23 protein-coding genes are annotated in these 24,785 nt (G+C 53.2%); 16 read left to right on the forward strand and 7 right to left on the reverse strand.

Annotated elements, in window-relative coordinates:
- Positions 1-38 precede the first annotated feature (38 nt).
- The 11 genes from hemH to PRIO_RS12525 all read left to right on the forward strand — a co-directional run bounded on the left by hemH (position 39) and on the right by PRIO_RS12525 (position 11,193).
- Positions 39-995, forward strand: coding sequence for a ferrochelatase (hemH, locus tag PRIO_RS12475; protein ID WP_046502617.1), 957 nt, complete (start codon positions 39-41; stop codon positions 993-995).
- Entirely contained in the window at positions 992-2,482 is a 1,491-nt protein-coding gene (gene hemG, locus PRIO_RS12480; protein WP_046502622.1) for a protoporphyrinogen oxidase, read from the forward strand. Before hemH ends, hemG begins: the two co-directional genes overlap by 4 nt.
- A 543-nt stretch (positions 2,483-3,025) precedes the next feature.
- Positions 3,026-3,526: a hypothetical protein gene (locus tag PRIO_RS12485; protein WP_046502625.1), complete on the forward strand. Its 501-nt coding sequence runs from the start codon at positions 3,026-3,028 to the stop codon at positions 3,524-3,526.
- A 227-nt stretch (positions 3,527-3,753) separates the two neighbouring features.
- On the forward strand, positions 3,754-5,052 hold the full coding sequence (locus tag PRIO_RS12490) for a CapA family protein (protein WP_231869873.1): 1,299 nt from the start codon (positions 3,754-3,756) through the stop codon (positions 5,050-5,052).
- 54 nt (positions 5,053-5,106) lie between these two features.
- Positions 5,107-5,838, forward strand: a complete 732-nt coding sequence (locus PRIO_RS12495; RefSeq protein ID WP_020430864.1) for a glycerophosphodiester phosphodiesterase — start codon at positions 5,107-5,109, stop codon at positions 5,836-5,838.
- Positions 5,839-5,879: 41 nt separating this feature from the next.
- A complete protein-coding gene (locus PRIO_RS12500; protein WP_020430865.1) occupies positions 5,880-6,503 on the forward strand; it encodes a fumarylacetoacetate hydrolase family protein in 624 nt (207 codons plus the stop codon).
- Positions 6,504-6,527: 24 nt separating this feature from the next.
- A complete protein-coding gene (locus PRIO_RS12505; RefSeq protein ID WP_039790265.1) occupies positions 6,528-7,328 on the forward strand; it encodes a DUF92 domain-containing protein in 801 nt (266 codons plus the stop codon).
- 43 nt (positions 7,329-7,371) lie between these two features.
- Entirely contained in the window at positions 7,372-7,977 is a 606-nt protein-coding gene (locus PRIO_RS12510) for a TetR/AcrR family transcriptional regulator (protein ID WP_020430867.1), read from the forward strand.
- 44 nt (positions 7,978-8,021) lie between these two features.
- Positions 8,022-9,959: an ABC-F family ATP-binding cassette domain-containing protein gene (locus PRIO_RS12515; protein ID WP_020430868.1), complete on the forward strand. Its 1,938-nt coding sequence runs from the start codon at positions 8,022-8,024 to the stop codon at positions 9,957-9,959.
- 76 nt (positions 9,960-10,035) lie between these two features.
- Positions 10,036-10,521: a tetratricopeptide repeat protein gene (locus tag PRIO_RS12520; protein WP_020430869.1), complete on the forward strand. Its 486-nt coding sequence runs from the start codon at positions 10,036-10,038 to the stop codon at positions 10,519-10,521.
- 180 nt (positions 10,522-10,701) lie between these two features.
- On the forward strand, positions 10,702-11,193 hold the full coding sequence (locus PRIO_RS12525) for a DL-endopeptidase inhibitor IseA family protein (protein WP_020430870.1): 492 nt from the start codon (positions 10,702-10,704) through the stop codon (positions 11,191-11,193).
- Positions 11,194-11,279: 86 nt separating this feature from the next.
- Here the strand turns inward: PRIO_RS12525 and PRIO_RS12530 are convergent, their stop codons facing one another.
- The 6 genes from PRIO_RS12530 to PRIO_RS12555 form a co-directional block, all read right to left on the reverse strand.
- Positions 11,280-12,116, reverse strand: a complete 837-nt coding sequence (locus tag PRIO_RS12530) for a phosphodiester glycosidase family protein (RefSeq protein ID WP_020430871.1) — start codon at positions 12,114-12,116, stop codon at positions 11,280-11,282.
- On the reverse strand, positions 12,100-13,143 hold the full coding sequence (locus PRIO_RS12535; protein WP_020430872.1) for a M42 family metallopeptidase: 1,044 nt from the start codon (positions 13,141-13,143) through the stop codon (positions 12,100-12,102). Before PRIO_RS12535 ends, PRIO_RS12530 begins: the two co-directional genes overlap by 17 nt.
- Before the next feature lie 114 nt (positions 13,144-13,257).
- A complete protein-coding gene (locus tag PRIO_RS12540; protein WP_020430873.1) occupies positions 13,258-13,578 on the reverse strand; it encodes a LapA family protein in 321 nt (106 codons plus the stop codon).
- A gap of 86 nt (positions 13,579-13,664) precedes the next feature.
- Complete coding sequence (gene pepF, locus PRIO_RS12545) at positions 13,665-15,455, reverse strand: oligoendopeptidase F (RefSeq protein WP_039790267.1); 1,791 nt, start codon at positions 15,453-15,455, stop codon at positions 13,665-13,667.
- Between the two features lie 258 nt (positions 15,456-15,713).
- Positions 15,714-15,884 carry a hypothetical protein gene (locus PRIO_RS36030; RefSeq protein WP_020430875.1) on the reverse strand — a complete coding sequence of 57 codons (171 nt, stop codon included), beginning with the start codon at positions 15,882-15,884 and terminating at the stop codon, positions 15,714-15,716.
- A gap of 6 nt (positions 15,885-15,890) precedes the next feature.
- Positions 15,891-16,124, reverse strand: coding sequence for a hypothetical protein (locus tag PRIO_RS12555; protein ID WP_020430876.1), 234 nt, complete (start codon positions 16,122-16,124; stop codon positions 15,891-15,893).
- A 172-nt stretch (positions 16,125-16,296) separates the two neighbouring features.
- Here PRIO_RS12555 and PRIO_RS12560 point away from each other — a divergent pair, with 172 nt between their 5' ends.
- Together PRIO_RS12560 and ltrA are read left to right on the forward strand one after the other, a co-directional pair.
- Positions 16,297-16,494: a cold shock domain-containing protein gene (locus tag PRIO_RS12560; protein WP_019911834.1), complete on the forward strand. Its 198-nt coding sequence runs from the start codon at positions 16,297-16,299 to the stop codon at positions 16,492-16,494.
- Positions 16,495-17,155: 661 nt separating this feature from the next.
- Complete coding sequence (gene ltrA, locus PRIO_RS12565; RefSeq protein ID WP_020425999.1) at positions 17,156-18,448, forward strand: group II intron reverse transcriptase/maturase; 1,293 nt, start codon at positions 17,156-17,158, stop codon at positions 18,446-18,448.
- An 859-nt stretch (positions 18,449-19,307) separates the two neighbouring features.
- Here the strand turns inward: ltrA and PRIO_RS12570 are convergent.
- Complete coding sequence (locus PRIO_RS12570; RefSeq protein ID WP_046502641.1) at positions 19,308-20,540, reverse strand: MFS transporter; 1,233 nt, start codon at positions 20,538-20,540, stop codon at positions 19,308-19,310.
- 224 nt (positions 20,541-20,764) lie between these two features.
- Here PRIO_RS12570 and PRIO_RS12575 point away from each other — a divergent pair, with 224 nt between their 5' ends.
- The 3 genes from PRIO_RS12575 to PRIO_RS12585 all read left to right on the forward strand — a co-directional run bounded on the left by PRIO_RS12575 (position 20,765) and on the right by PRIO_RS12585 (position 24,642).
- Positions 20,765-21,847, forward strand: a complete 1,083-nt coding sequence (locus tag PRIO_RS12575; protein WP_046506801.1) for a tetraprenyl-beta-curcumene synthase family protein — start codon at positions 20,765-20,767, stop codon at positions 21,845-21,847.
- A gap of 63 nt (positions 21,848-21,910) precedes the next feature.
- On the forward strand, positions 21,911-22,882 hold the full coding sequence (gene pfkA / locus PRIO_RS12580; RefSeq protein WP_020428967.1) for a 6-phosphofructokinase: 972 nt from the start codon (positions 21,911-21,913) through the stop codon (positions 22,880-22,882).
- A 293-nt stretch (positions 22,883-23,175) separates the two neighbouring features.
- Positions 23,176-24,642, forward strand: a complete 1,467-nt coding sequence (locus PRIO_RS12585; protein WP_020428965.1) for an esterase-like activity of phytase family protein — start codon at positions 23,176-23,178, stop codon at positions 24,640-24,642.
- Positions 24,643-24,785: the final 143 nt, after the last annotated feature.

Below are 24,785 nucleotides of genomic sequence, written 5' to 3' on the forward strand. Positions count from 1 at the left end.
TGTAAGATGTTCATTAACCGCAGAAAGGGATGGAATCCGTGACCACTAAAATTGGTGTACTCGTTATGTCGTACGGCACGCCTGAAAGCCTGGAAGGGGTGGAGGCTTATTACACGCATATCCGCCGGGGACATGCGCCTTCTCCAGAACAGCTGAAGGAATTGAAGGACCGTTATGAAGCCATCGTTGGCGGAGTGTTTCCGCTGCGGGAGAATACTAACCGCCAGGTTGAGGCGCTGCAGGCCGCGCTGAACAACGGTCACGCCGGAGAAAAAGTGGAATTTGTCTGCTATCAGGGGCTTAAGCACGCCCGTCCTTTTATCGAGGATGGCGTGGAAGCGATGGCGAAGGACGGCATTACGCATGGTGTGGGCATTGTGCTCGCCCCCCATTATTCCGTAATGAGTGTCGGCACCTATATCAAACGCGCCAAGGAAAAGGCGGAAGCCAGCGGAATCGAAATGGCATTTGTGGAGAGCTATCACCTCCATCCGGAGCTGATTGAAGTCCTGAGCCGCAGAGTATCGGCCAAGCTGGATCTGTTCGAGGAAGCCGGTGCGGTGCGTGAGGATGTCCGGGTGTTATTCAGCGCGCATAGTCTGCCTGAGCGTATTTTGTCCATGGGGGACCCGTACCGCGATCAGCTGCTGGCCACCTCTGAAGCTGTCGCCAAGCAGGCGGGAGTCCGCAACTGGCAGTTCACCTGGCAGAGCGCGGGCCGCACAGCCGAGCCATGGCTGGGACCGGATATTCTGGAGACCCTGCACGAGCTTAGCGAGGCGCAGGTGAAATATGTGCTGGTAGCCCCGGTCGGCTTCGTGTCCGACCATCTGGAGGTGCTGTATGACCTGGATATTGAAGCACAGGCGCTGGCCTCTGAACTGGATATGCGGCTGATGCGGATTGATTCGCTCAACAGTGATCCGGCTTATATGTCTGTGCTCAGCGATGTGGTGCGGACAGCGGCCGGGCAGTTCAAGGTGAGCCAGTCATGACCGGCAGGGCACGAAAAGTAGTTATTATCGGCGGGGGCCTCAGCGGCCTCAGCGCCGCTTTTTATGTCCGCAAATATTACCGGGAAGCCGGAATTCAGCCGGATATCATTCTCGTGGAGAAGGACAAGAGCCTCGGCGGCAAGATAGAAACGCTGCACCGCGAGGGTTTTGTCATTGAGAAGGGACCGGACTCCTTTCTGGCCCGCAAAACCGTGATGAGCGAGCTGGCGAAGGAGCTGGAAATCGATCATGAGCTGGTAACCACCAATCCGAATGCCAAAAAAACGTACATACTGCAGCGCGGCAAGCTGCATCCCATGCCGGCAGGTCTTGTGCTGGGCATTCCCACAGAGCTGAAGCCGTTTCTGAAGAGCGGCCTTGTTACCTTTGGCGGCAAAATGCGGGCGATGATGGATTTCATCATTCCGCCCCGGCGCAGTACAGAGGATGAATCGCTGGGTGCGCTGATCGAACGGCGTCTGGGCACAGAAGTGCTGGAGAATATGACGGAGCCGCTTTTAGCCGGGATTTATGCCGGGGATATGCGCAAGATCAGCCTTCAGGCGACCTTTCCGCAGTTTGGAGATGTAGAAAGGAAGCATGGAAGTCTCATTCGCGGGATGATGATGGGGAGGAAGCCGGCTGAAACGCATACCGGCACCAAAAAAAGCGCCTTTCTGACCTTCCGCAAAGGCCTGCAGAGCCTGGTCCATGCCTTAATTCATGAATTGCATGATGTTGAGCAGCGGACGGGAACGGGAGTGGCTGCCATTCATGTACGGGGTGGGGAGGCTGCTGGCGGCTCGTCTTCGCAGGTTGCAGGAACAGGGCCTTCCCCCCGTTATGAAATTGAGCTGGACAATGGAGAATTAGTGCCGGCGGATGATGTATATGTCACGGTGCAGAACTTTGCTGCGGCAGACCTGCTCCGGCCCCATGTGGATGTGTCGGCACTGGACAGCGTCAACTATGTATCGGTGGCGAATGTAGTCATGGCTTTTGCCAAAAAGGACATCCACACCGAGTATGACGGGTCCGGATTCCTGGTCCCGCGCAAGGAGGGACGCAATATTACCGCCTGCACCTGGACCTCGACCAAATGGCTGCATACCAGTCCCGATGACCGTGTGCTGCTGCGCTGCTATGTCGGCCGTTCGGGCGACGAACAGAACGTAGAGCTGCCGGATGCGGCACTGACAGAATTGGTGCTTAAGGATCTCAAGGAGATTATGGGAATCACGGCCCAGCCGATGTTCACGGAAATTACCCGGCTGAAGCACTCCATGCCGCAATATCCGGTGGGGCATCCGGCGAGGATAGCTGCACTGCGCAGCGAGCTCACCCAGAAGCTGCCGGGAGTCTATGCCTTTGGCGCCGGCTATGACGGGATTGGCATGCCGGACTGCATCAAGCAGGCCAAGCTGACGGCTGAAAGCGCCGCAGGGAGGCTCGTGCAGCAGCCTGAACCGGCAGCGGTGCTGAAATAACCGGAACGGTGAAGCGCGGACAAAGCCGCTTCACCGTTTTTTATAGTTTTGGAATTATGAGTTTTTTCTGCTGCGGATAAGGTGTGAAAGGGTTAAGGGTCTTTTTGCTTGATTCCTCTAAAGGACCAATGTGGAACAGAAACAACGACAGAAACGCGGTTGTTGAAGAGTTGAGGACCTGTTTCCCCGGAAACAAGGGCAGAAATGCCGTTGTTGAAGAGCCAAGAGCCAGTATGTTCCCACTTGGTGAATTATGTAATTAAATAAAATATGTTATTATAGAATATTTTAGAGGAAACTCGATCCGTTTGTCCTGTGGAATAGCAGAATGGACGAATCCTCCCCCAATAACGGTTTTCTAGTCCGCATCAAGCAGAGGGAAAGCCGTGAAGGGAGTTCATCGAGTCCGCAAGGAACTCACACGAAATCGCACAGTCAACAACGGATGTTCTAACCATGCTATGTGGGTATGACACAGTCCGATTGGCCGCTGAACAACGGCAGAAGTACCGTTGTTCAAGCGGCCAAGGGTGGCAGAGTGAAATGGGAGGTAAAAGTACCTTTGATTTGGTCAGAAATGGGCAACTGGGTGAAATGAGAGGTAAAAGTACCTTTGATTTGGTCAGAAATGGGCAACTGGGGGAAACGAGAGGTAAAAGTACCTTTGATTTGGTCAGAAGTGGGCAGTTGAGTGAAATGAGAGGTAAAAGTACCTTTGATTTGGTCAGAAATGGGCAACTGGGGGAAACGAGAGGTAAAAGTACCTTTGATTTGGTCAGAAATGGGCGGCTGAGTGAAATGAGAGGTAAAAGTACCTTTGATTTGGTCAGAAATGGGCGGCTGAGTGAAATGAGAGGTAAAAGTACCTTTGATTTGGTCAGAAGTGGGCAGCTGAGTGAAATGAGAGGTAAAAGTACCTTTGATTTAGCTAGAAGGCGACTGGGGCAGATGAGCTCTCCTTTTTCCACTTGGAATTGCCGCGATTCATACAGAGTTCTCCAGGCAACGCAAGACGAAATCAAAGACGGCAGCACGGTCCAGTGAAGCTGAAGGACAGCGCAGCCGTTTTGTTCTAATTAGCGTATCTTTTACCTGTCTCTCTTTTTGGAGGAGAGCGAGTGACTTATGCTATAATAGAAACAATTTTAGGGCAAAGGAGATTGCTTGCAGCTATGTATCCGCCGCGTTCACGTACCAGAAAAAATAACAGGCAAAGCAGAAAACGCCGGCGCAGAACGGCCTGGGCATGGATTAACGTAAGCCTGCTTTTAATGATTACTGCACTGCTTACCTATTCTTTTATGGGAGGCGATGGGAAAGACGGCCAGCCTCCGCCTGCCGCAGAAGTGGCCAGCTCGCCTTCACCTGATCCGGGGGAGGCTGCTGCATCCGTTCCGCCAACCTTAACGCCATCGCTGGCACCGGAAGCGACGCCTGAACCAGAGCCTTCCAATTCGCCTTCGCCGGCTGCGGAGATAACACCGGTTCCTACCGAACCTGCTCCCACCGTTGCGCCGGAAGAAAGCGCCGTCCCGGAAAAGACGGACGATCCTGGGGTCACAGGAACCCCACAGGGTGCTGACAGCGGCTTAATCTCCGGCCTGCCGGAGAATGCCGGGACCACAGTAAAGCTGAACTTTGCCGGAGATGTCATTTTTTCAGGCAAGGCGGGACAGCTCCTGAAGCAAAAAGGTTATGACTACTCCTACGCCGCGCTGGACGGCATATTCAAGAAGGATGATTTGACTGTTCTCAACTTGGAGACCCCCATTACTACCGGAGGGGTAGGTGCCGCAAACAAGCAGTTTGTATTCAAAGGAGAACCCAAGGCACTCGACTCCATGAAGGCTGCCGGTGTGGATGCCGTCAATCTGGCCAACAACCATACCCTGGATCAGGGAGAGGAAGGCCTGCTGGACACGCTGGAGCACTTGAACAAGCGCGGCATTCCCTATGTGGGAGGCGGAGTCGATGCAGCAGAGGCGTACAGCGCCAAGTACTTTGAGCGCAACGGCATCCGCATCGCGCTGCTCGGATTTACACGAGTGATGCCTGTGATGGAGTGGAAGGCGGAGGCGGGCAAGCCGGGGGTGGCTTCGGTGTATGACAGTGCGGAAGCGCTGAAGGCTGTCGCCGCCGCCAAAAAGAAGGCAGACCTGGTCGTTGTGGTCGTGCACTGGGGCAAAGAGCGTATGGAACAATACGATTCCGTCCAGCAGTCCCTTGGGCACAGCTTTATTGATGCGGGCGCGGATCTGGTCATCGGCGGGCACCCCCATGTGCTGCAAGGGATCGAGCCTTACAAGGGCAAATGGATCGCCTACAGCACCGGCAACTTTATTTTTACCCGTTCCCAAACCCGGGCCACCTGGGATACCGCTGTGTTTCAAGCGGAATGCAGCGTAGAGGGACAGTGTTCCATGAAGCTTAAGCCGATGAATGCAGAGCTGGCCCAGCCGGTGCCCATGAATGAGGTGGACGGCCAGCTGCTGCTGCACAAAGTAGAGTCCCTGTCCTCCGGTCTGGTGAAGATCGGCAGTGACGGAAACGTAGTTCAGGTTGTCAAGTAAGGTGCCAATATAGCCATTACGATATACACCATACTTCCGCCGGAGGTGCTTACGATGAAAAATATGTGTGTGGCCCATCGCGGCTTCTCCGGAAAAGCTCCGGAGAACACGCTTGCTGCCGTACGGATGGCGATCGCGCTGCCGTTTGTGCGCTGGATGGAAATTGATGTTCAGCTCACGAAGGACGGCGTGCCGGTAGTGATTCATGATTTTTCACTGGACCGCACCACCAACGGGCATGGCAAGGTCAAAAATATGGATTACGAGCATGTCCGGCGTTTGGATGCGGGGAGCTGGAAAGGGCGTGCTTTTCGCGGGGAACGCGTGCCGTCGCTGAAGGAAGTGCTGGAGCTGGCCTCCGGCCGGCTGCGGCTGAACATTGAGCTTAAGACCAGCGGTGATATGTATCCGGGGCTGGAGCAGGCGGTCATTGATCTCGTGAATGCACACGGCATGCGCGACGAGGTGGTTCTGACCTCATTCGATGCCGGCGCGCTGCAGCGGATCAAGGAGCTGGACCCCCGCTTCCGAACGGGATTGATCTACGACTCCAGATCCGGTGATCCCGCGCGGAAGCTGAAGGAGCTGGACTGCTCCTTTTTATCGATCAGCTTTGACCGGTTGAATCCCGGTCTGGCGAAGCTGCTTGCTGAGCGGGGCATACGGGTGATGGCCTGGACGGTAAACAAGGCGAAGGAAATGCGCCGTCTGTCCGCCATGCATTCGGAGATCATGATCTGCACGAACCGCCCCGATATCTGGGGCGACACGTTTTTGGAGGCCTAGCTTTAAGCATACAATTGACGGGAAAGAGAGCTGAAGAATGAATGGGCGCTGATGTTAACAATATCTATTGTGTTGGACGAAATTACAGGCAACATGCGGAGGAGCTGGGCAATAAGGTGCCTTCGGAGCCTCTGGTCTTTCTGAAGCCTTCCCATGCGGCGGTCCCCCTCGACAAGGCGATCATTCAGCTTCCCAAGGATGCCGGTCTGATTCACTACGAAGGTGAGATTGTGCTAAGGATTGCCCGGGATTATGTCCCCGGCATGAGTGTGCAGGAGCTGGTGGATGTAATGGCCCTCGGCCTGGATTTCACCCTGCGCGACATCCATAACGATCTGCAAAAGAAAGGGCTGCCCTGGACGCCCGCCAAAGGCTTCAAGAACGCTGCCCCGCTGACTCCCTACATTGCGTTTCCGGAGACCGAAGAACTGGAAGCGACCGATTACACTGTACGCAAGAATGGTGTGGAGGTGCAGCGCGGAAACGTCAAGAACATGATTTTTTCGCTGCAAAAAATCGTGGACTTCATTGCCGCCCGTTATGGGCTGGGCAAGGATGATCTTATCTTTACCGGTACTCCGGCAGGCGTAGGTCCGGTGGCTTCCGGCGATTCGTTCGAGCTGTTCTGGGGCGAAACTCTGCTGGGCACCTGCCTGATCGGTTAACACATGCCGACAGGACTTGATGTGCTGCAATGGGTGATCGGCTTCGGCGGGGCCTTGCTGGTAGCAGGAGCCGCTTATTACAAGCAGTCCCTAAGCTTCTCCGGGATGCTGGCGGCGATTGCGATGGGAACCATTTATTTTGGAGCAGGAAATGCCTTCTGGTTCGGCATTTTGCTGCTGTTCTTCATCTCGTCCAGCCTGCTCTCGAAGCTTCATCATGAGAATAAGGCGGAGCTGGAAGCCGCTTATGACAAAACAGGCCGCCGGGATGCCGGGCAGGTGTTCGCCAATGGCGGGCTGGGCATGGTGCTGGTGCTCCTGAACGCCATCTATCCCTTGGAGCTTTGGGGATATTTGTTCATCGGCGTCATGGCTACCGTGACCTCCGACACCTGGGCGACAGAGATTGGCACCCTGGCCAAGAAGCCGCCCCGCTCTGTGCTGACGGGACGGATACTCCCGCCCGGCACCTCCGGCGGCGTCTCGCTGCCGGGCACCCTGGCCGCCGCTGCCGGCGGCGCCCTGATCGGCTTTGCCTCCTGGCTGCTGCGCGCAGCCTCCGGCATGCCGGAGCATCCCGTCCTGCTGCTTACGCTGGCAGGACTTGTCGGGGGCCTCGTCGGCGCCTTTGCCGACTCGGTGCTGGGGGCGACCGTGCAGCGCATGAACCGCTGCACCGTATGCGGCCGCGAGGTGGAAGCCTCGCGGCATTGCGGCCAGCCCACGGTATTTGCCCGGGGCTGGCGCTGGATGAACAACGATGCTGTGAATGCCGCCAGCTCTATGCTGGGCGGGCTCGCCGCCCTGCTGATCGGCGGGCTGTGATGCAGGGTAACCGTATACCCGCAATATTGAAGGAGGTGGACCGGTGAGCAGCGCATCCATTCATAAACATACAGCCATCCTGGATGCCGCTTACGAGCTCTTCGGTTCAGGCGGCTTCTACGAAACGAAGATTTCGGAAGTAGCGGAACGTGCAGGCATTGCCAAAGGCACGGTGTATTTGTATTTCAAAAATAAAGAGGAGTTGTTCATGGCCGTCACCCGGCGGGACTGTGAAGGATTCCTTCAGCAGCTGGAAGCCAAGCTCCAGGCATGCAGCAGCCTGACCGGGAAGCTGTCGGTTATTGCCGAACATCATCTGTTTTATTATTATGAGCGTAAGCAGCATACCAAGCTTTTTTTTCGGGCGCCGAACAACAACCCTGAGCTGGTCGCCTACATGGCGCTTTTCATGGAAGAATATATGAAAGCTGTAGTGATGGTGCTGCTGGAAGGCGGGGCGTCCGAGCCGGAGCTGATGGCCCAGTCATACATTGGCATGCTGGACCGGCTAAAAATGGATATTCTGTTTGATCCCTTCTTCACGGAGGAGGAGGCGCACAAACGGGCGAAGTTTGCCGCCAGCCTCTTTATCGGAGGGGCCGTCAGCAACATGAACGGATCACTTGGAGATTGGCCGGCAGAGCAATAAGGAACACAGGCCGGTTACAAATATAAGGCAAGCGAGGACAGAGCATGAATATTATGACCGTGGAACATCTTTCCAAGAGCTATGGGGAAAAAACACTGTTCCGGGATGCGTCGTTTGGTATGGATGACAGGAACAAGATTGGCGTTATCGGTGTGAATGGTACGGGGAAATCCACCTTTTTGAAGATTATTGCCGGTCTGGATACACCGGATGACGGACAAATTGCCATCGGAAATGCGGTGCGGGTGCAGTATCTGGCGCAAAATCCGCCGTATGAGCCGGACAACACCGTGCTGCAGCAGGTTTTCGCCGGTGATGAGCCGGAGCTGGCTGCCATGCGGGAGTATATGGAGACACTTGCTCTTCTGGAGAGCCGTCCGGGCGACTCCGCCCTTGAGCGCCGGCTGGTGCAGATTGGACAAGCTATTGATGCCGCCGGGACATGGCAGCTGGAAAGTGAAGCCAAAACCGTCCTGACGAAGCTGGGCATTACGCAGTTTGATGCACGGATGGAGTCGCTGTCCGGCGGACAGCGCAAGCGTGTGGCTCTGGCGGCGGCGCTGATTACACCTTCCGAGCTGCTGATCCTGGACGAGCCGACGAACCATATCGATACGGACTCGGTGGCCTGGCTGGAGCAATACCTGCAGAAGCGGCGCGGGGCGCTGCTGATGGTAACCCATGACCGCTACTTCCTGGAACGGGTAGCCAGTGTCATGCTGGAGCTGGATGGCGGGCAATTGTACCGTTATGAAGCGAACTATTCGCGGTTTCTGGAGCTGAAGGCTGAGCGTGAGGAGCGTGAAGCGTCGGAGGAGCAGAAACGCAAAAATCTGCTGCGCACCGAGCTGGCCTGGATCCGCCGTGGAGCCAAGGCCCGCTCCACGAAGCAGAAGGCCAGAATCGACCGTTTCGAGAAGCTGAAGGAAAGCCAGGGTCCCGCATCGGCGGGAGCGCTGGATATTTCCGTGGCCTCGACACGTCTCGGCCGCAAAATCATCGAAATGAAGGACCTGACCAAATCACTCGATGGACGCACGCTGATTAAGGATTTGACCTACATTGCGGTGCCGCAGGACCGGGTAGGGATTGTGGGGCCGAACGGCAGCGGCAAATCGACCCTGCTGAATCTGATAGCCGGGAAGCTTCAGCCGGACCGCGGAGAGGTGGAGCTGGGGGCTACCGTCAAGCTGGGTTATTTCACCCAGGAGCATCAGGATATGGACGACAGCTTGCGGGTTATAGAGTACGTGAAGGAAGAGGCGGAAATCATCCGCACAGCAGACGGCAGCGTCATTACAGCCGGACAGATGCTGGAGCGGTTTTTGTTCCCGCCGGCCATGCAATGGACGCCGATCGCCAAGCTCTCCGGCGGAGAAAAGAGACGTCTTTATCTGCTGCGTGTCTTGATGGGCGCACCCAATGTGCTGCTGCTGGACGAGCCGACCAATGATCTTGACATCGGGACCCTTGCCGTACTGGAAGATTATCTGGACGAGTTCCCCGGTGTGGTGTTCACGGTATCTCATGACCGGTTTTTCCTGGACCGCACGGTCGATAAGCTGATCGCCTTTGAGAATGGCAGCATCCGGCTGCATGTCGGAAACTATAGTGAATATGAGGAATGGATGGCGAACAATATTCCGGCACGCGGTGGCGACACCCCCAAAGAAGCGGGAACGGGAAAAAACAGCTCCGCACCGGAACAGGGGCAGACAGTACCAGCCGCGCCGCCTGCGAGAGAAAAGCTAAAGTTCACCTTCAAGGAACAGCGTGAATATGAGGGGATCGACGAGGCGATCGAGCAGGCAGAGCAGCATCTGGCGGACATCAGCGCACAGATGGAGGCAGCCTTTGCAGACTCCGGGAAGCTTCAGGAGCTGGTAGAGAAGCAGCGGCAGGGTGAAGCCGAGCTGGAGCGGCTGATGGAACGCTGGACATATCTGAACGAGCTTGCGGAGAAGATCGCCGGAAAAGCGTAGCACGTTTGCATTTATACCTGCGGTTATCCAGCGGCGTACCCGCAGCATGCCAGATGCAGCGAGGAGGCAGATGAATATGACACATTCGATTGAAACAGCGGTGGCCCTTCGCAACGCCGGGAAGGCTGAAGAGGCAAGAGAACTGCTCCTTGCCCTGCTGAGCGGGGATGAAGAGAATGCCGGACTGCTGTATCAGCTGGCCTGGACCCATGACGTGCTTGGCCTGGAACGGGAGGCGGTCCCCTACTACGAGCGGAGCCTGTCGCTTGGGCTGCCCCCAGAACAGCGGATGGGCGCAATCCTGGGACTTGGCAGCACTTACAGAACGCTGGGCGAATATCCCCGGTCCAAGGAAGTGCTTGAGCAGGGGGTGGGGGAATTTCCGCAGCAGAAGGAATTTCAAGCTTTTCTGGCTATGACCCTGCACAACCTGGGCGAGCACAGTGAGGCAATGAAGCTGCTGCTGACCCTGGTCGCGGAGACTTCCTCCGACGAAGGGATCGGCAGTTACCGTAAAGCTATCCTGTATTATTCGGATAAGCTGGAGCAGGTATGGGAATAAACCAACAATTTATTTTATCCATAACGGCTGTGCCGTCCTCTTCAGGATGGTGCAGTCGTTTCCGTTTACAGGTGCCAATTCGAATGCTCTGTTTGCAGGAAGACAATAGTCCCTTCCCCGTGGACCAGTACACAAGCACTTTCCCCAGCTTGTAATACTATATTGCGAGGAGGAGATATTATGGTGAAAATAGCCCAGACGGACAGGGAATTAAAAGCCTTCATCGCCACTGCGGAGACGGCCTGGTTCAATGTGTATGATTCTGCGGATATTAATAGGGTGATTACTGTGGGCGGGGTAGAGTATAAGCAGCTGCCGCTGAGATTCAGTACAAAAGCCAAGGTGATCGCTTATTTCCGGCGGTATTGGGGGGTGGATATGAGCAACCGGATGTTCTGCAATCTGCAGACCGTTTCGCGGAACAACAGGCTGTACGTTATTGTAGGCGATACCGGCCTCGTTTCCTTTATTCCCCTGCGGATCAGAGTCACGGAGCGAACGGCTACGCGCATCCGGCTGACGGCCGTCCTGTCTGCGGATGAGATAGAAGAAGTGGAAACGGAGAATGTCCGCTACCTGATTGCCAAGTCGGGAACAGCACTCCGTATTCTGAACAGGGACAAAAAAAATACGGACCCCCGGTATCAAACATGCCCACTGAACGTCAATTGACTTTCGTCGCAGGCTCCGCCTGATTTAAAAAGAGTACGGATTCAGCGGAGCTCACTGAATCCGTACCCGGTTATAAAATACTTATTCTAGGGCTGCTTCGCTCCTGCCAAGGCAATCATCTGCACGACAGGGCGCGAGTCGCCAGTCAGCAGGGCTTCTGCGGCGTTCATCTGCGAGGAGCCGTCGCCGTCGAGAAAAATCCCTTCCCGCCCCCCGCCGGGGACGGCCTCCAGAATGGCTGTACGGAATTCCTCTGCCGTACAGCGCGTTGGCGTGACGATCAGCCACAGCTTCCCGTCCGCATTGTACACCAGCCCCGAGCGCATCCGCTGCTCGTCGGCATAGGGAAGATGCTCTGCGGCTGCGGCCGCCTGCCACAGCTCTTCATGCTGCAGGTTCATGCTGATGCCGCCCTGCGCCCAGTAATGCCCGCGGTCCGTGACGTCCAGCTCATCTCCCGAGGAGACGACCTGAACCGACAGCGCCCCGCTGGCCCCGTCCCAGACCAGTGTTCCACGCGGATATTTCGCGTTGAACCAGCCCGACCCATACGCCCCTTGAACTCCGTTCACCGGGCGGTCATTCATGACCGCGACCGACAGCAGGTCGCTGCCGTAGAAGAAGCCGCCGTTAATCCCGTAGGCGGCAATCGGGCGCAGCGCTGAACCTGCGCTGCGCAGTATGATGTCAGCAGGCTGGGCTGACATCATATGCAGCTGCACCTGGGCGGAGCTGTCCGCCTGCAGGTAGCTGTATACGTGAGGGAGGCCGTGGAAGGCCTCCCTCGGCTGCGGCTGCGGCCTCGTCCACAGCACGACGGCCACCGTAACAGCCGCCGCCAGCAGCACGGCGGCGATCAGCCACGGCTTGCGCTGCCATGCCCTGCGCAGGCCAGCACGGGCGCTCTCAATTCGCGCCCACATAAGCCGCGAGCAGCTTGGCCGTGTTCAGCACAGCCTGCTTGTGGGTGCGCTCCATGGAGTGGGAGGCATGCACGCCCGGCCCGATCAGCGCGGCGCGGATATTGTTCCCGCCCCGCAGGGCGGCGGAAGCATCGGAGCCGTATTGCGGGTAAATGTCGACCGCAAACGGAATTGCCAGCCCGTTTGCCAGCTCGATCAGCTTGCTGGTCATGGCATAGTCATACGGCCCGGAGGAATCCTTCGCGCAGATGGAGACATCGGTCTCCTTGCAGCTCAGGTCATCACCCATAGCGCCCATGTCGACGGCGATCATCTCGCTGATCCCGCCGGGAATCCAGGCGGCACCGTGACCGACCTCTTCATAATTGGAGATGAGCAGGGACAGATTGTGCAGCGGTTTCCAGCCTTCGCGCTTCATGCTCTCCAGCAGACCCAGCAGTGCCGCCACACTGGCTTTGTCGTCCAGATGGCGCGATTTGATATAGCCGCTCGGCGTGATCACCGCCCGGGCATCGAAGGAGATGAAGTCGCCGACGGCAATGCCGAGCTTCAGCACGTCGTCTTTGGTTGACACCACCTCGTCGATGCGGATCTCCATATTTTCCTCCGAACGTTTGAAATCACGCGCATCCGCGTAGACATGAACCGAGGGATGGCTGCTTAGAATCGTCCCGGTATAGGTTAATCCGGTACGGGTATGGATAACGCAATATTCATTTTCGATGCTGTTCATGGTGAAGCCGCCGACAGAGGTCAGGCGCAGCGTGCCGTTTGGTTTAATGGAGCGCACCATGGCTCCAAGTGTGTCCACATGGGCGCTGATGCCGATGGTGCGTGCAGGATCAAGTCCGGGCACAGTCAGAATCGCTCCGCCTTTTTCGTTCCAGCTCAAGGGGATGCCCAGTGCGGCCGCTTCCTCAGCTACAAGCTTCATGACCTGTGCCGTGAAGCCGCTGGGGCTGGGGGTGTCCAGCAGTTTTTTTAGAACCGATAAGATGTAAGCCTCGTTAGGTTGGATGGTAAGCAAGATTATAGTCCTCCTGTTCTTTATAAACGATATAAGTTGTACATGTGATTTTAGGTTATGTCATTTATATAGCTTTTCTATGAAACTATGGATGTATATTTCTTTTTGATCAGCTTAGAGCTGGGTTGTGCTGTTTGCAGACAAGCTATCCGGATTCGCAGATACCGCGTCCAGAGAATTTCCCGCATCACGGAGCTTGTTCAGCTCTGCTGTAAGGCCTTTGATTTGTTTCTGCAGCTTATATTGGCGGAAAATGCCATAGGAGCCGACAATAACCCCGCCGATCAGTGCACAGCCCAGAATGACCAGGATCAGCGGAATGCTGACCACATCAAAATAGAAATTAACCTCAACCGGGTCAACATTGATGACTGCGAACACGGCGGTCAGCAGGGCGAAGATCAGACCTAAGATCAGCGACCATTGCAATCTCATGAAACTTCCTCCTTTGAGCATGGGTGACAAGATAAATCCCCTGCCCGCAAAGGGCAAGGGATTACTGTAATACTAAGCTTTACGGCTTATTTGGTCAACTGTTCCATCTGCTCGATCACACTTTCGAAGACGCTCATCGCTTCGCGGATCGGTGCAGGAGAGGACATGTCGACGCCTGCCTTGGAGAGAATGTTGATCGAATAATCACTGCCGCCGCTCTTCAGGAAGCCGAGGTACTTGTCGACCGCCGGTTTGCCGTCCTCCAGAATCTGCTTGGCGAAGCTGGTTGCCGCCGAGAAGCCGGTAGCATATTTGTATACATAGAAGCTGTTGTAGAAATGCGGAATCCGCGCCCACTCCATCTCGATATCCTTGTCAACTACCATATCCTTGCCGTAGTACTTGACATTCAGGTCATAGTAGATGGCCGACAGATCCTGAGGCGTCAGCGATTCGCCTTCTTCGGCGCGCTGGTGAATGATCTTCTCGAATTCAGCAAACATCGTTTGCCGGAAAACAGTAGTGCGGAACTGGTCGGCATAATAAGTGAGCAGGTACATTTTTTCTTTTGGATCAGTGGACTTCTTGAGCAGATAATCCATCAGCAGCGCCTCGTTGGTCGTTGATGCCACTTCCGCAAGGAAAATGGTATACTGCGCGTCCCTGTATTTCAGCGCGTTGTCCGAATAGTAGGAATGCAGGGCATGGCCCATTTCATGCGCCAGCGTGAACATGCTGTTCAGGTTATCGTTATGGTTCAGCAGCACATAAGGGTGTGTGCCGTAGGCTCCCCAGCTGTATGCGCCGGTTCGTTTGTTCTCATTTTCGTAGACATCAATCCAGCCTTTATCATAGCCTTCCTGCAGCACACTCAGGTAATCCGCGCCGAGAGGCTTCAGGCCTTCTTTGGTAATTTTTTTGGCTTCTTCAAAAGTGATGTCCAGCTTGTATTCGTCCACCAGCGGTGCGAACAGGTCATACATATGTAACTCGTCAACGCCGAGCAGCTTCTGGCGCAGCTTCATGTAGCGGTGCATCAGCGGCAAGCTCTCGTGAATGGTATCAATCAGGTTGGTGTAGACCTCTTTCGGAATATTGTCTCCGTAGAGGGACATTTCCAGCACGGAAGGATACTTGCGCACACGTGAGTAAAAGACATTTTTGTTAACGTTCGCGCTGAGTGTTGCTGCTATGGTGTTCTTTTGCTTGCCATACGTTTCATATACCGCCTTGAACGCATTTTTGCGCACCTCACGGTCAGGGCTTTCCAGGAATTGAATGTAGCTTCCGTGCGTCAGATCTACTTCTTTGCCTTCCTCGTTCTTGATCTTCGGGAACTTCAGGTCGGCATTGTTGAGCATGCTGAACACGGTTTGCGGAGCCTGGGCCAGCGTGCCAACCTGTGCAAGCAGTGCTTCCTCCGCTTTGGTCAGGATATGCGCTTTCTCACGCTTCATTTCTTTCAAGGTGAAGGTGTACTCCGAGAGGGAAGCGTCTGCTATGAACTGGTCCAGCTTCTCATCAGGCAAGGCCAGAATCTCCGGTGTGATAAAAGAAGTAGCTTCTCCGGCTTCCACTCCAAGCTTCTTTGCTTTTTGGGAGAGGGCCTGATAGGTTGGGGCCGCCGTATCTTCATCCTGGCGCATGTGCGCGTAGACATACAGGCGCTCGGTCAGCAGGGACAGCTTGTCGTCCAGCTCGAAGCACTTTTTGAGTGCATCCGGTGAGTCCAGTTTCCCCTGAAATCCGGAGGCGCTGTGGATAAGCTCCTTGGCTTCCTTGTATTCCGCATCCCATTGCTCCTGCGAAGCGAACATATCTTCAAGCTTCCAGCGGTTTTCGGCGGGCACTTCACTTCTCTTCAATAATTGTTTCATTGCAATCCTCCTCGGATGATGGGATGTAGTAGTCATATCCTTCTGCGGTGCGGCGAATGAAGATAAATCACCCGGCAGCAGGCTTAAGGCAAGCAGTAACGGGAGGGACTTGACAGTAAAGGACATAACAGCAGCCTCCTTAGCACTTTAAGGTTGGCTTAGTATGCCCTGCCAAATCCTGATTATTTATCCTATGGCGTACATTCATACTTCAATGTCAGGGTTTGAATAGACGCCTTTTAGAACCAGCCGCAAAAGTTATGCCACCAGGCTATAAATAATGAAGACAAAAGCCAAGGCAATCAGAATTACCGCAGTCAGGGCCATACCGCGTTTGAGGCGCGGCGGCACCTTTTCCCTGCCCATGACCAGAACGGCTCCCAGGCACAGAACAACAATAATATAGATGACTAAATTTTCGTTATCCATCTGCGGCTAGACCTCTTTAAAGGCTGCCATGATATTCTTGTACTCTTCTTCATTATCCTTGTACGATTCCTTGTTAAAGCGGTTGTTGACCCATTGCATCATGGCCGGACGGCTCATAAAGGTATGCGTTTCTTCTCCCCACTGGTCGGAAATCTCCCGGAGGACAATGTAGCGCCCCTGAACCTCTACCGTCATCATATTCCATTTGTCTGTTTTGTATATTTCATGTTTTTTGATCATTTTCATTACCACCCTGGCGATTTTTGACTTTTGGCTCAATGATAACGCACGGGGGAAGTGAAAAGCAAATATTATCACCGGATAAGGGAAATGGTGGATTGCTTTGCAGGCAGAGTTGGGGTATAATGTAAACATACGTCATATATGGCGGTATTTTTAGGAGGTTGTTCATTTGAAAGGTACAGTAAAATGGTTTAACGCAGAAAAAGGCTATGGTTTTCTTCAAGTAGAAGGCGGCGAAGATGTATTCGTTCACTTCTCAGCAATCCAAGGTGACGGATTCAAGACTTTGGATGAAGGCCAAGCGGTAGAATTCGATATTACTGATGGTAACCGCGGTCCCCAAGCAGCTAACGTAGTTAAATTATAAGAAACGGCTGGGCAGCATGTCTGTCGGTCACAACATATAGTTTTGTAATGGCAGCACTTGCAAGAGTGGTAACCAGAAATTCAAAGCACACAGTTCTTACGGGAACTGTGTTTTTTTGTTGAATAGGGCGTGCCCAGAAAGCACGTATCTTCTAGCCGGTGAAAGTCCGGTCACGGGAGGGGCCAAGCCCCCGTGTAGCTGGGATGCCTGCGTACGGCGAAATCTGTGCGTAGAAGCGCATCGACAAAAGTCCGGTCAGAGACAGGGCGAGCAACCTGCTAGGCCGTAACATGAAGTGAATCCTGCCGCGTCGTCACAAAGGCCCCGCAAGGGGGGAGAGAGGAAGTCGAGCCTCGCCTATACGGGTGAAGACCACGGAAGCTGCAGAGAACTTGGAACGGCAGTGAAGAATCCTCCGGCGTATGGGGATCGGCATGGAAGGAAAGAAGACGCAGTGAACTGGGGAGACCCTCCCCCACACGGGAGGAATTTTTTTTTTAGAAACCCGTAAAGAGACGCTCTATAAGTCCAAAAGATGAAATGAACCGTCTGTGGGAAGGGAGTCCGAGGGGCTCATAATACCGAAGAACCTAAGGACAACATAACCTTAGGGAGGGAAGGAGCCCTGCTTTGTTTATGCTTTTGGAGGAGGTACGAGTGAGTGAATGCCAAAGGGCTAACGACACCAAAGGAAAAAGTTCAAGAACTCCAAGAAAAGCTAGGTCATGCGGCCAAGGAGAACAAGAAGCGTAAATTTCATGCGCTGTATGACAAGGTCTACCGCCCGGATGTGCTGTGTGAAGCCTGGAAACGGGTGAAAGCGAATAAGGGAGCAGCAGGAGTAGATGCCGTGACGCTCGCAGACATCGAGGAACGAGGAGAAACGAACTTCCTTAAGACCTGTGAGCGAGAATTGAAAGAAGGCAGCTACCATCCGCAGCCTGTGCGGCGGCACTATATCCCAAAGAAAGACGGGAAGCCAAGGCCGCTGGGCATACCCACCGTGCGCGACCGAGTCATACAGATGGCAACCAAACTCGTGATTGAGCCCATCTTCGAAGCAGACTTCGAAGAAGTATCCTTCGGATTTCGCCCGAAGCGAAGTGCGAAAGGAGCGCTGGAACGAATCCGGAAAGCCTGCAACCGCAAAGGAAATTGGGTAGTCGACGTCGATATCCAAGGTTACTTCGACAACATTAATCAAGAGAAGCTCATGAAACTGGTACAGATGCGTATCAATGACAGGAGAATCTTGAAGTTAATACGGAAATGGCTTCAGGCGGGAGTTATGGAAGAAGGAAACGTGAGGCGTTCCGATTTAGGGACACCACAAGGTGGCGTCATCTCACCGCTGTTGGCGAATATCTACTTGAACTACTTTGACCGGCTATGGGAGAAACACGGAAGTGGATTGGGGGAACTGACCAGGTATGCAGACGATTTCGTCGTAGTCTGTAAAACGAAAAAGGACGCCGAACATGCCTATGAGCTCATAAGCAGAATCATGGAACGTCTGGAGTTAACTCTACATCCGACCAAAACCCGCATTGTAGGCCTGTGGACAGGAGACGAAGGATTCGACTTTTTAGGAATGCACCATCGAAAAACGAAAGCAGAAACTTCCCAAGGGAAGGTATATTACACCACACAGCAATGGCTAACGAAAAAGGCAGAGGAGCGCATCCGAGGCGTGGTCAAAGAAAGATTAGCCCCTCCGAGCATGCGCTCAAGAACGTTGGCGGAACAGGTGGAATGGCTCAATCCAAAGATTCAAGGATGGAGAAATTATTACTACACGAACTACAGCCAAAAGAGATTAGCGAAACTGGATTGGTATATTTTGCAAAGATTAACCCGGTGGTACGCGAAGAAGAGACAACGCGGGAGATGGATGAGGTCCAGGTCAGAAGTTAAATATTTGACCATCCAATATGGACTAAAAACGCTATTGTAATCTGCATGCCCATGAATGACGAACATCGGAAAGCCGTATGAGGGAAAACCTCACGTACGGTTTGATGAGGAGGGGCTGGGTTGCACCAGCCCTTTACTCTAGAAATTATACATTGTCAAAAACGCGGATATCTTGAGAACCTTAGTGGATATAAGCGATGCAGGAGGATGGGGCTCCATCCACAGGCTGAAGCGGACTGAGATGCCTTATTTTGCCAAAAATCTTGTTTTTTCAGCGGATACGGACTCAGGGGCCGTTATATCATTCGATGGAGCCTGTTTCAATAACGGCTTTCCTATCCGCACGTTTCCACTTGAAAGATAAGAATTTTATATGTTTTGGGGAAAGCGAAGCTTTATTTGTATAGGAAACCTCCGCAAGTGGATAAAATTATGCTTGAAGTTGTAGAATAAATACTTTAGACGAATGTGTAATGAGCAACAGCAGAAATGCCGTTGCTGTGGCTGCGAAGGCCGAGTTCTGAGGGGGGAGTCGGTCTAAATATCCTAATTCCAACTAGCAATTACTTACCGGTTTCTTCACAGGTGCTAGTTGGAAAAAGGGAACTTATTTTTCCGGAAATTAAAAAATCCTAAGATTTAAGTGGAAAAAGTAAACTTAATTGGACTACTTTTCTTGAATAATGGCGAAATGAGCTGAATTAGTGTCCCTTTTTCCACTTAGATCTGCCCGAGGATGGGTATTCCGGCAAATTAGTTAACCTTTTTCCACTTAAAGGGTTGCCGCAGGATTCGTTGGGTCAGTAGATGAGTTCATAATAAAGGACAGATCATTTTGATCAAGTTCTTTTTTATTTTTCGGGGAAATTCTCCAGCTATCGCTTGCAGAAAGCAGGACCCTAATAATCTTTTCTGCGCCAATAACGTCCGAAACCGAATCCCGTATCCGCCAGATGTTTGGCGAAAAAACCAGCAAAGGCCAGCAGCGAGAAGCTCATGGCTACCACATAGAAAACCGTGCGTCCGGCATCTTCATAGATAAGTCCGCCAAAGGTGCCGCTGAGCAGACCGGCCGCGCTGGACCAGACGACAGTAAAGATCGCCATACCTGTGGCACGGAGATGATCCGGGATAATCCGCGTAATGTACCGGACGGCCGTCACGTAGTATATGCCGAATGAGACGCTGTGCATGGCCTGGATCGCAACAACAACAACAGGCTCATTCGCCAGCGCCATGAACAGGAAACGTGCGGCGAACATCAGACTGGCAAAAGCGAGCAGAGGCAGCTCCTTGAATCTGTCACCGTATTTGCTCAGGGCGAAAAAGACCGGGATTTCGCTCAAGGCTGAGGCCAGCAGCGACCAGCCAATGATCTCATCGCCTGCATTCATGGCTTTCAGGCTGAGTGTAAGGAACGCTTCATTCATTCTGTAGCCAATGGCAAGCACGAAAACACTGCCGAAAAACCATAGTACTTCTTTTTGCAGCAAAATCTGTTTCAGTCCTCCCGCCCTGGCCGGCTCGGCTGCAGGAACGGCAGCGTGCTGCATATTCTCTCCGGTCCGCCTGACATCTTTCAGGCCAACGGTAATTAGAAGCGCAATGATTACGATTACAATACAGACGGCTATGCTGGAGGACGGTCCCAACGCTCTCAGCACATATCCGATCGTCAGCGCGAAAAAGGAGTAGCCAAGTGAGCCAAAAACCCGGATGGTAATGAAGTTGCGCCCGTGGCGCTGGGCTATTTTGATCGCCATCGTATCTGCAAGCGGGAAAAGCGGGTAATAGAAGAAATAGAAAAGGGACAAAATAAGCATAACCACCCCAAAATCTGTGGCTCTTGCCAGTATAAGTGCAGTAACCAGCTGGCCGGCCAGAAGAATGGCCATGATTTTTTTGATGGTGCCCAGCCGGTCGCTGACCATGCTCCAGAACAGATTGGACAAAATGGAGATCAGGGGTCCGATGGAATACAGGATTCCGATCTGCGGGCTGGTGAAGCCGAGATGGGTGTAGAATAAAGGAAAATAAGAGACGACAAGCACACTGGTGCCGAAAAGCGTGAACATAAAGGATCGCAGCCAGTTTTGATCGCTGTACTGGCCGCTGCTCCGTCCTGGTGACATGATGCCTGCACTCCTCCGAATATGAAATACGGTTTAGTATCCATATACTTTAGTGATGAACGCGTTCTAGTATAGCATAAAGCATGCTCCAGATGTCCGGGAATTTATTGTTTCTGAATCTTTCACAGTTTTGCGAAAGTGATTTTGTTGTTTGTACAAATACGCTCTGCATATTATAATAATGATGATTTGGATAAGGAGACAACAATGTGGAGGCACTGTCATTGAATGAATTTGAGCAAGGCCGTTACCTTAGCCCTCGCGGCCCGATTGGGCTGATGAGCAGGGTCTACAAGTACGTGCTGCCGGAAGTGCGGGAATGTCTCCATTTCTGGCGCCAGGATGCGGAAGGGATTCCCGATCCCGAGCTGCGGAAGCAAGCGCTTGCCAGCATTGAGACCAAAGAGTTTCACTGCCAGGGCGGCGGAATATATGCCGCCGGCAATTTGTCGATGCGACATATACTGATTCCGCTTATTGTTGCTTATCAAACGATCAGTGATTATCTGGACAACCTATGTGACCGCAGCACTTCTCTTGATCCTGCCGATTTCAGACTGCTGCATCAATCCATGCTGGACGCTATCAATCCCAAGGCTGAGCCTGTTAATTATTATGCGCTCCGCAGTGAGCAGAACGATGGCGGATATTTGCACAGGCTTGTCCGCAAATGCCAGGAGATGACTGCGCTGTTGCCCGGCTATGCCGCGGCGGTTGAAGAGGTGCGCGGTCTGGCCGTACTCTATACGGATTTGCAGGTTTACAAGCACATCCGCCCCGAACTCAGGGAGGCTGCCCTGAAGGAATGGTGGGAAGTGGAGGGCAAGGTTGCCCCGCATCTGCAGTGGAATGAGTTTGCGGCAGCAACGGGCTCTACCCTCGGCGTTTTTATGCTTTTTCTGGCCTCTTGCGATCCGAAGCTGAGCACATCGGCAGCGGCTTCCATCCGGGCGGCATACTTTCCGCATTTATGCGGATTGCACATTATGCTGGACTACTTGATCGATCAGGATGAAGACCGGGCCGGCGGTGATCTCAATTTCTGCAATTATTATGACACTAGCGATACCATGCTGAATCGGATTGCCTCCATTGTGGAGTGGGCCCGCAGGGATGTCCGGAATCTGCCCGAGACCTCAATGCATCGCATGGTCATCGAGGGCTTGCTGGCACTATATTTATCCGATCCGAAAGTCAGCGAACAGCGGGAGGTTCGCTCTGTATCCAGACGTCTAATGAGAAGAAGTCCACTGACAAGATTGTTCTTCTTCGTGAACAGCCGTTGGATTCGCAGGCATATGTATTAGAGGCTGTGGGGCATGATCTGATAAAGAACGGGCTCCGCACAATTTTAAGGAGGAACAAACAGGATGGCAAACGTAAAAAAAATCGCAGTATTAACCAGTGGAGGAGATTCCCAGGGCATGAATGCGGCAGTCCGCGCAGTGGTGCGCAGTGCAATCTACTTCGGCATTGAAGTGTTCGGAATCCAGCGCGGTTATCAGGGGCTGCTCAACCGCGACATTTTTCCAATGGATCTGCGCAGTGTAGGTGATATTATCCAGCGCGGAGGCACAATTCTGCAATCTGCCCGCTGTCTGGAATTTCTGACCCCTGAAGGCCAGCAAAAGGGTGCGGATATTCTGAACGAGATGGGTATCGACGGTCTGGTAGTTTGCGGCGGTGACGGTTCCTACAAAGGAGCCAACAAGCTCAGCAAGCTGGGCATTAACACCATGGCTTTGCCGGGTACCATCGATAATGACATTTCGTTCACAGACTATACCATTGGCTTTGATACTGCGGTAGGTGTTGTAGTTGATGCCATCAACAAGCTTCGTGATACGATGTCCTCGCATGAGCGTTCATCCATCGTTGAAGTTATGGGCCGCCACTGCGGAGATATCGCGCTGCATGCGGGTCTTGCTTCCGGCGCCGAAACGATTCTGGTACCCGAAATGCCTTACGATCTGAATGAAGTAGCCGACCGTATGCGCGACAACTTTGCCAGAGGCAAACGCCACAGTATCGTGATTGTCGCTGAGGGTGTAGGCAAGGGCGAGGATGTGGCTCAAGCATTAAAAGATCGTCATTCCTCCCTGGATGCACGCGTTACAGTGCTGGGACATATTCAGCGCGGTGGTACGCCGACGCCTGGGGACCGCAACCTGGCCAGCCGTCTGGGCGACTTTGCTGTCCGTTCCCTGATCGAAGGCCATTCGGATAAAGCCTGCGGCATTATCAAAGGCGAACTGACACTTACCGATATCGATCTTGTAGTAAATACCAAAAAAGACTTCGATACTGAGCTGTACGAGCTGGCATCCCGTCTTTCCCAATAACATAACAGGCTTCATTCAAGGGAATTCTCCAAACCAGGTCATAAAAGATGCGGTGGAGCTGCTCGTGAAGAGCCGCTAGACGACGAAAGAGCGTCTTCAGCGCCTCCTGACCATAAAAAATGACGTATAAGCGGGCAACCGTTTTACGTCATTTTTTTGTTGTGCGCGTGCCCGGAGGCACAAGCTTCACAAAGCCTTTAACCTAATCATGGAATTGGGAAAATATACAGAAAACAAAGGGATGATATATTGAAAAAATCACTAATAAAATGACATTAAGGGGTGTTGTTCAGATGAAGAGAAAATCATATGCCGTCATGGCTTCAGCGGTGCTTGCATTAGCTGTCGGCAGCGGAAATGCCATAGCGGATCCGCAGCAAGCCGCAGGCAAAAGCAAGGTCAAGTACAGCAATAACGGACAGGCTCTGGAAGCACCGGCGGCGGAAATGAGATCAGCGGACGGAAGCCTGTTTGTGCCGGTACGCGACATGGCTAATCTGCTGGACAAGTACGTGGATTGGGATCAGTTCCGCACAAGCGTTTCTTTTACAGACAAACCCAAGTTAACCGGTAAATATAACCTGAAGGCAGCGGATTTGGCCCCGGGAATTAAGATGGGAGTAGGTTCATCCTTAACCCATCTGCCCGGCGACCCGGCCAATATCTTCTACTCAACGGCAGACCGTGGACCGAACGGCGAGCTGAAAGTAAATGACGCTACGCGGCGGACCTTCCCGCTGTCTGACTATACGCCTACCATTTACAAGATTGAGGCATCTGCTGGAGAAATCAAGATTCTGGACAAAATTCCGCTGAAGGTGAACGGCATTGATCCGGTCAGCGGTACCGCCAACATAACGGGTGTAGGCAACATCAAGGGCCGGGACGAGGCACCGTATGATGCTAAGGGCGAAAAGGAACTGAGCTATGATCCTTATGGTCTTGATATTGAAGGATTGGCGTATAATCCCAAGGATGATACGTTCTGGATTTCTGACGAATACGGCCCGTCCATCGTTCATGTCAAGCGGGACGGCACCTTGATTGAGCGCATCGTACCCAAGGGCTGGGGAAATAACAAAATAAGCACACCGCTGGTACCTGCCCGCGAGGTGCTGCCGGAGGTTTACAACAAGCTCCGCCAGAACCGCGGTGCAGAAGCGGTAGGCATTACACCTGACGGCAGCACGATGTTCATGGCGATGCAAAGCCCGTTGCGCAATCCTGACAAGAGTACAGATAACTCCCGTCAGCTGCGCATTATCAAGATTGACCTGGCCACGCTAGCTCCAACAGCAGAATACGTCTATATCACAGAGGATGCCGCCCAGTTCAAGGACCTCAAGCAGTCGGATATCGTGATCTCCGATTTGTACGCCGTCAATGACCATACCCTCCTTGTTGATGAGCGGGATAAGAACGCAGGAGATAAGGCCGAGCTGAAACGGATTTTCCAGATCGATCTATCCGGCGCTACAAATATTCTGGGCAAGTATGACCAGGCTGCAGCCGGCGGCAAGACGCTGGAGGAGATGAGCATCTCCAATCTGAAGGCAGCGGCTATTATGCCTCCTTCCAAGCGGACGGTGCTGGATGCCGTGGCCTTCCAGTTTCCTTATGAAAAGATTGAAGGCCTGACCTTGGTGGACGGCAACACCATCGCCATCATTAATGACAACGATTTTGGTGTCGGCAGCGATTCAGCGGAGAATGGCACGAGCCTGTGGACCTTTCAGTTGCCATACACTATCACACCTTAAGTGAACCTGATGCTAACCTAATAATGATGTAATAAAAGGGCGTCCCAAGCCATGAAATGGCTTTTGGAACGCCCTTTTGTTTTTCTTGGCGCAACCTGAGCGCAGTTCCTTCACTCTGGCGCAGGGATCATGCGGATGCCTGA

The organism is Paenibacillus riograndensis SBR5 (genome assembly GCF_000981585.1).
Lineage (GTDB): Bacteria > Bacillota > Bacilli > Paenibacillales > Paenibacillaceae > Paenibacillus_AQ > Paenibacillus_AQ riograndensis.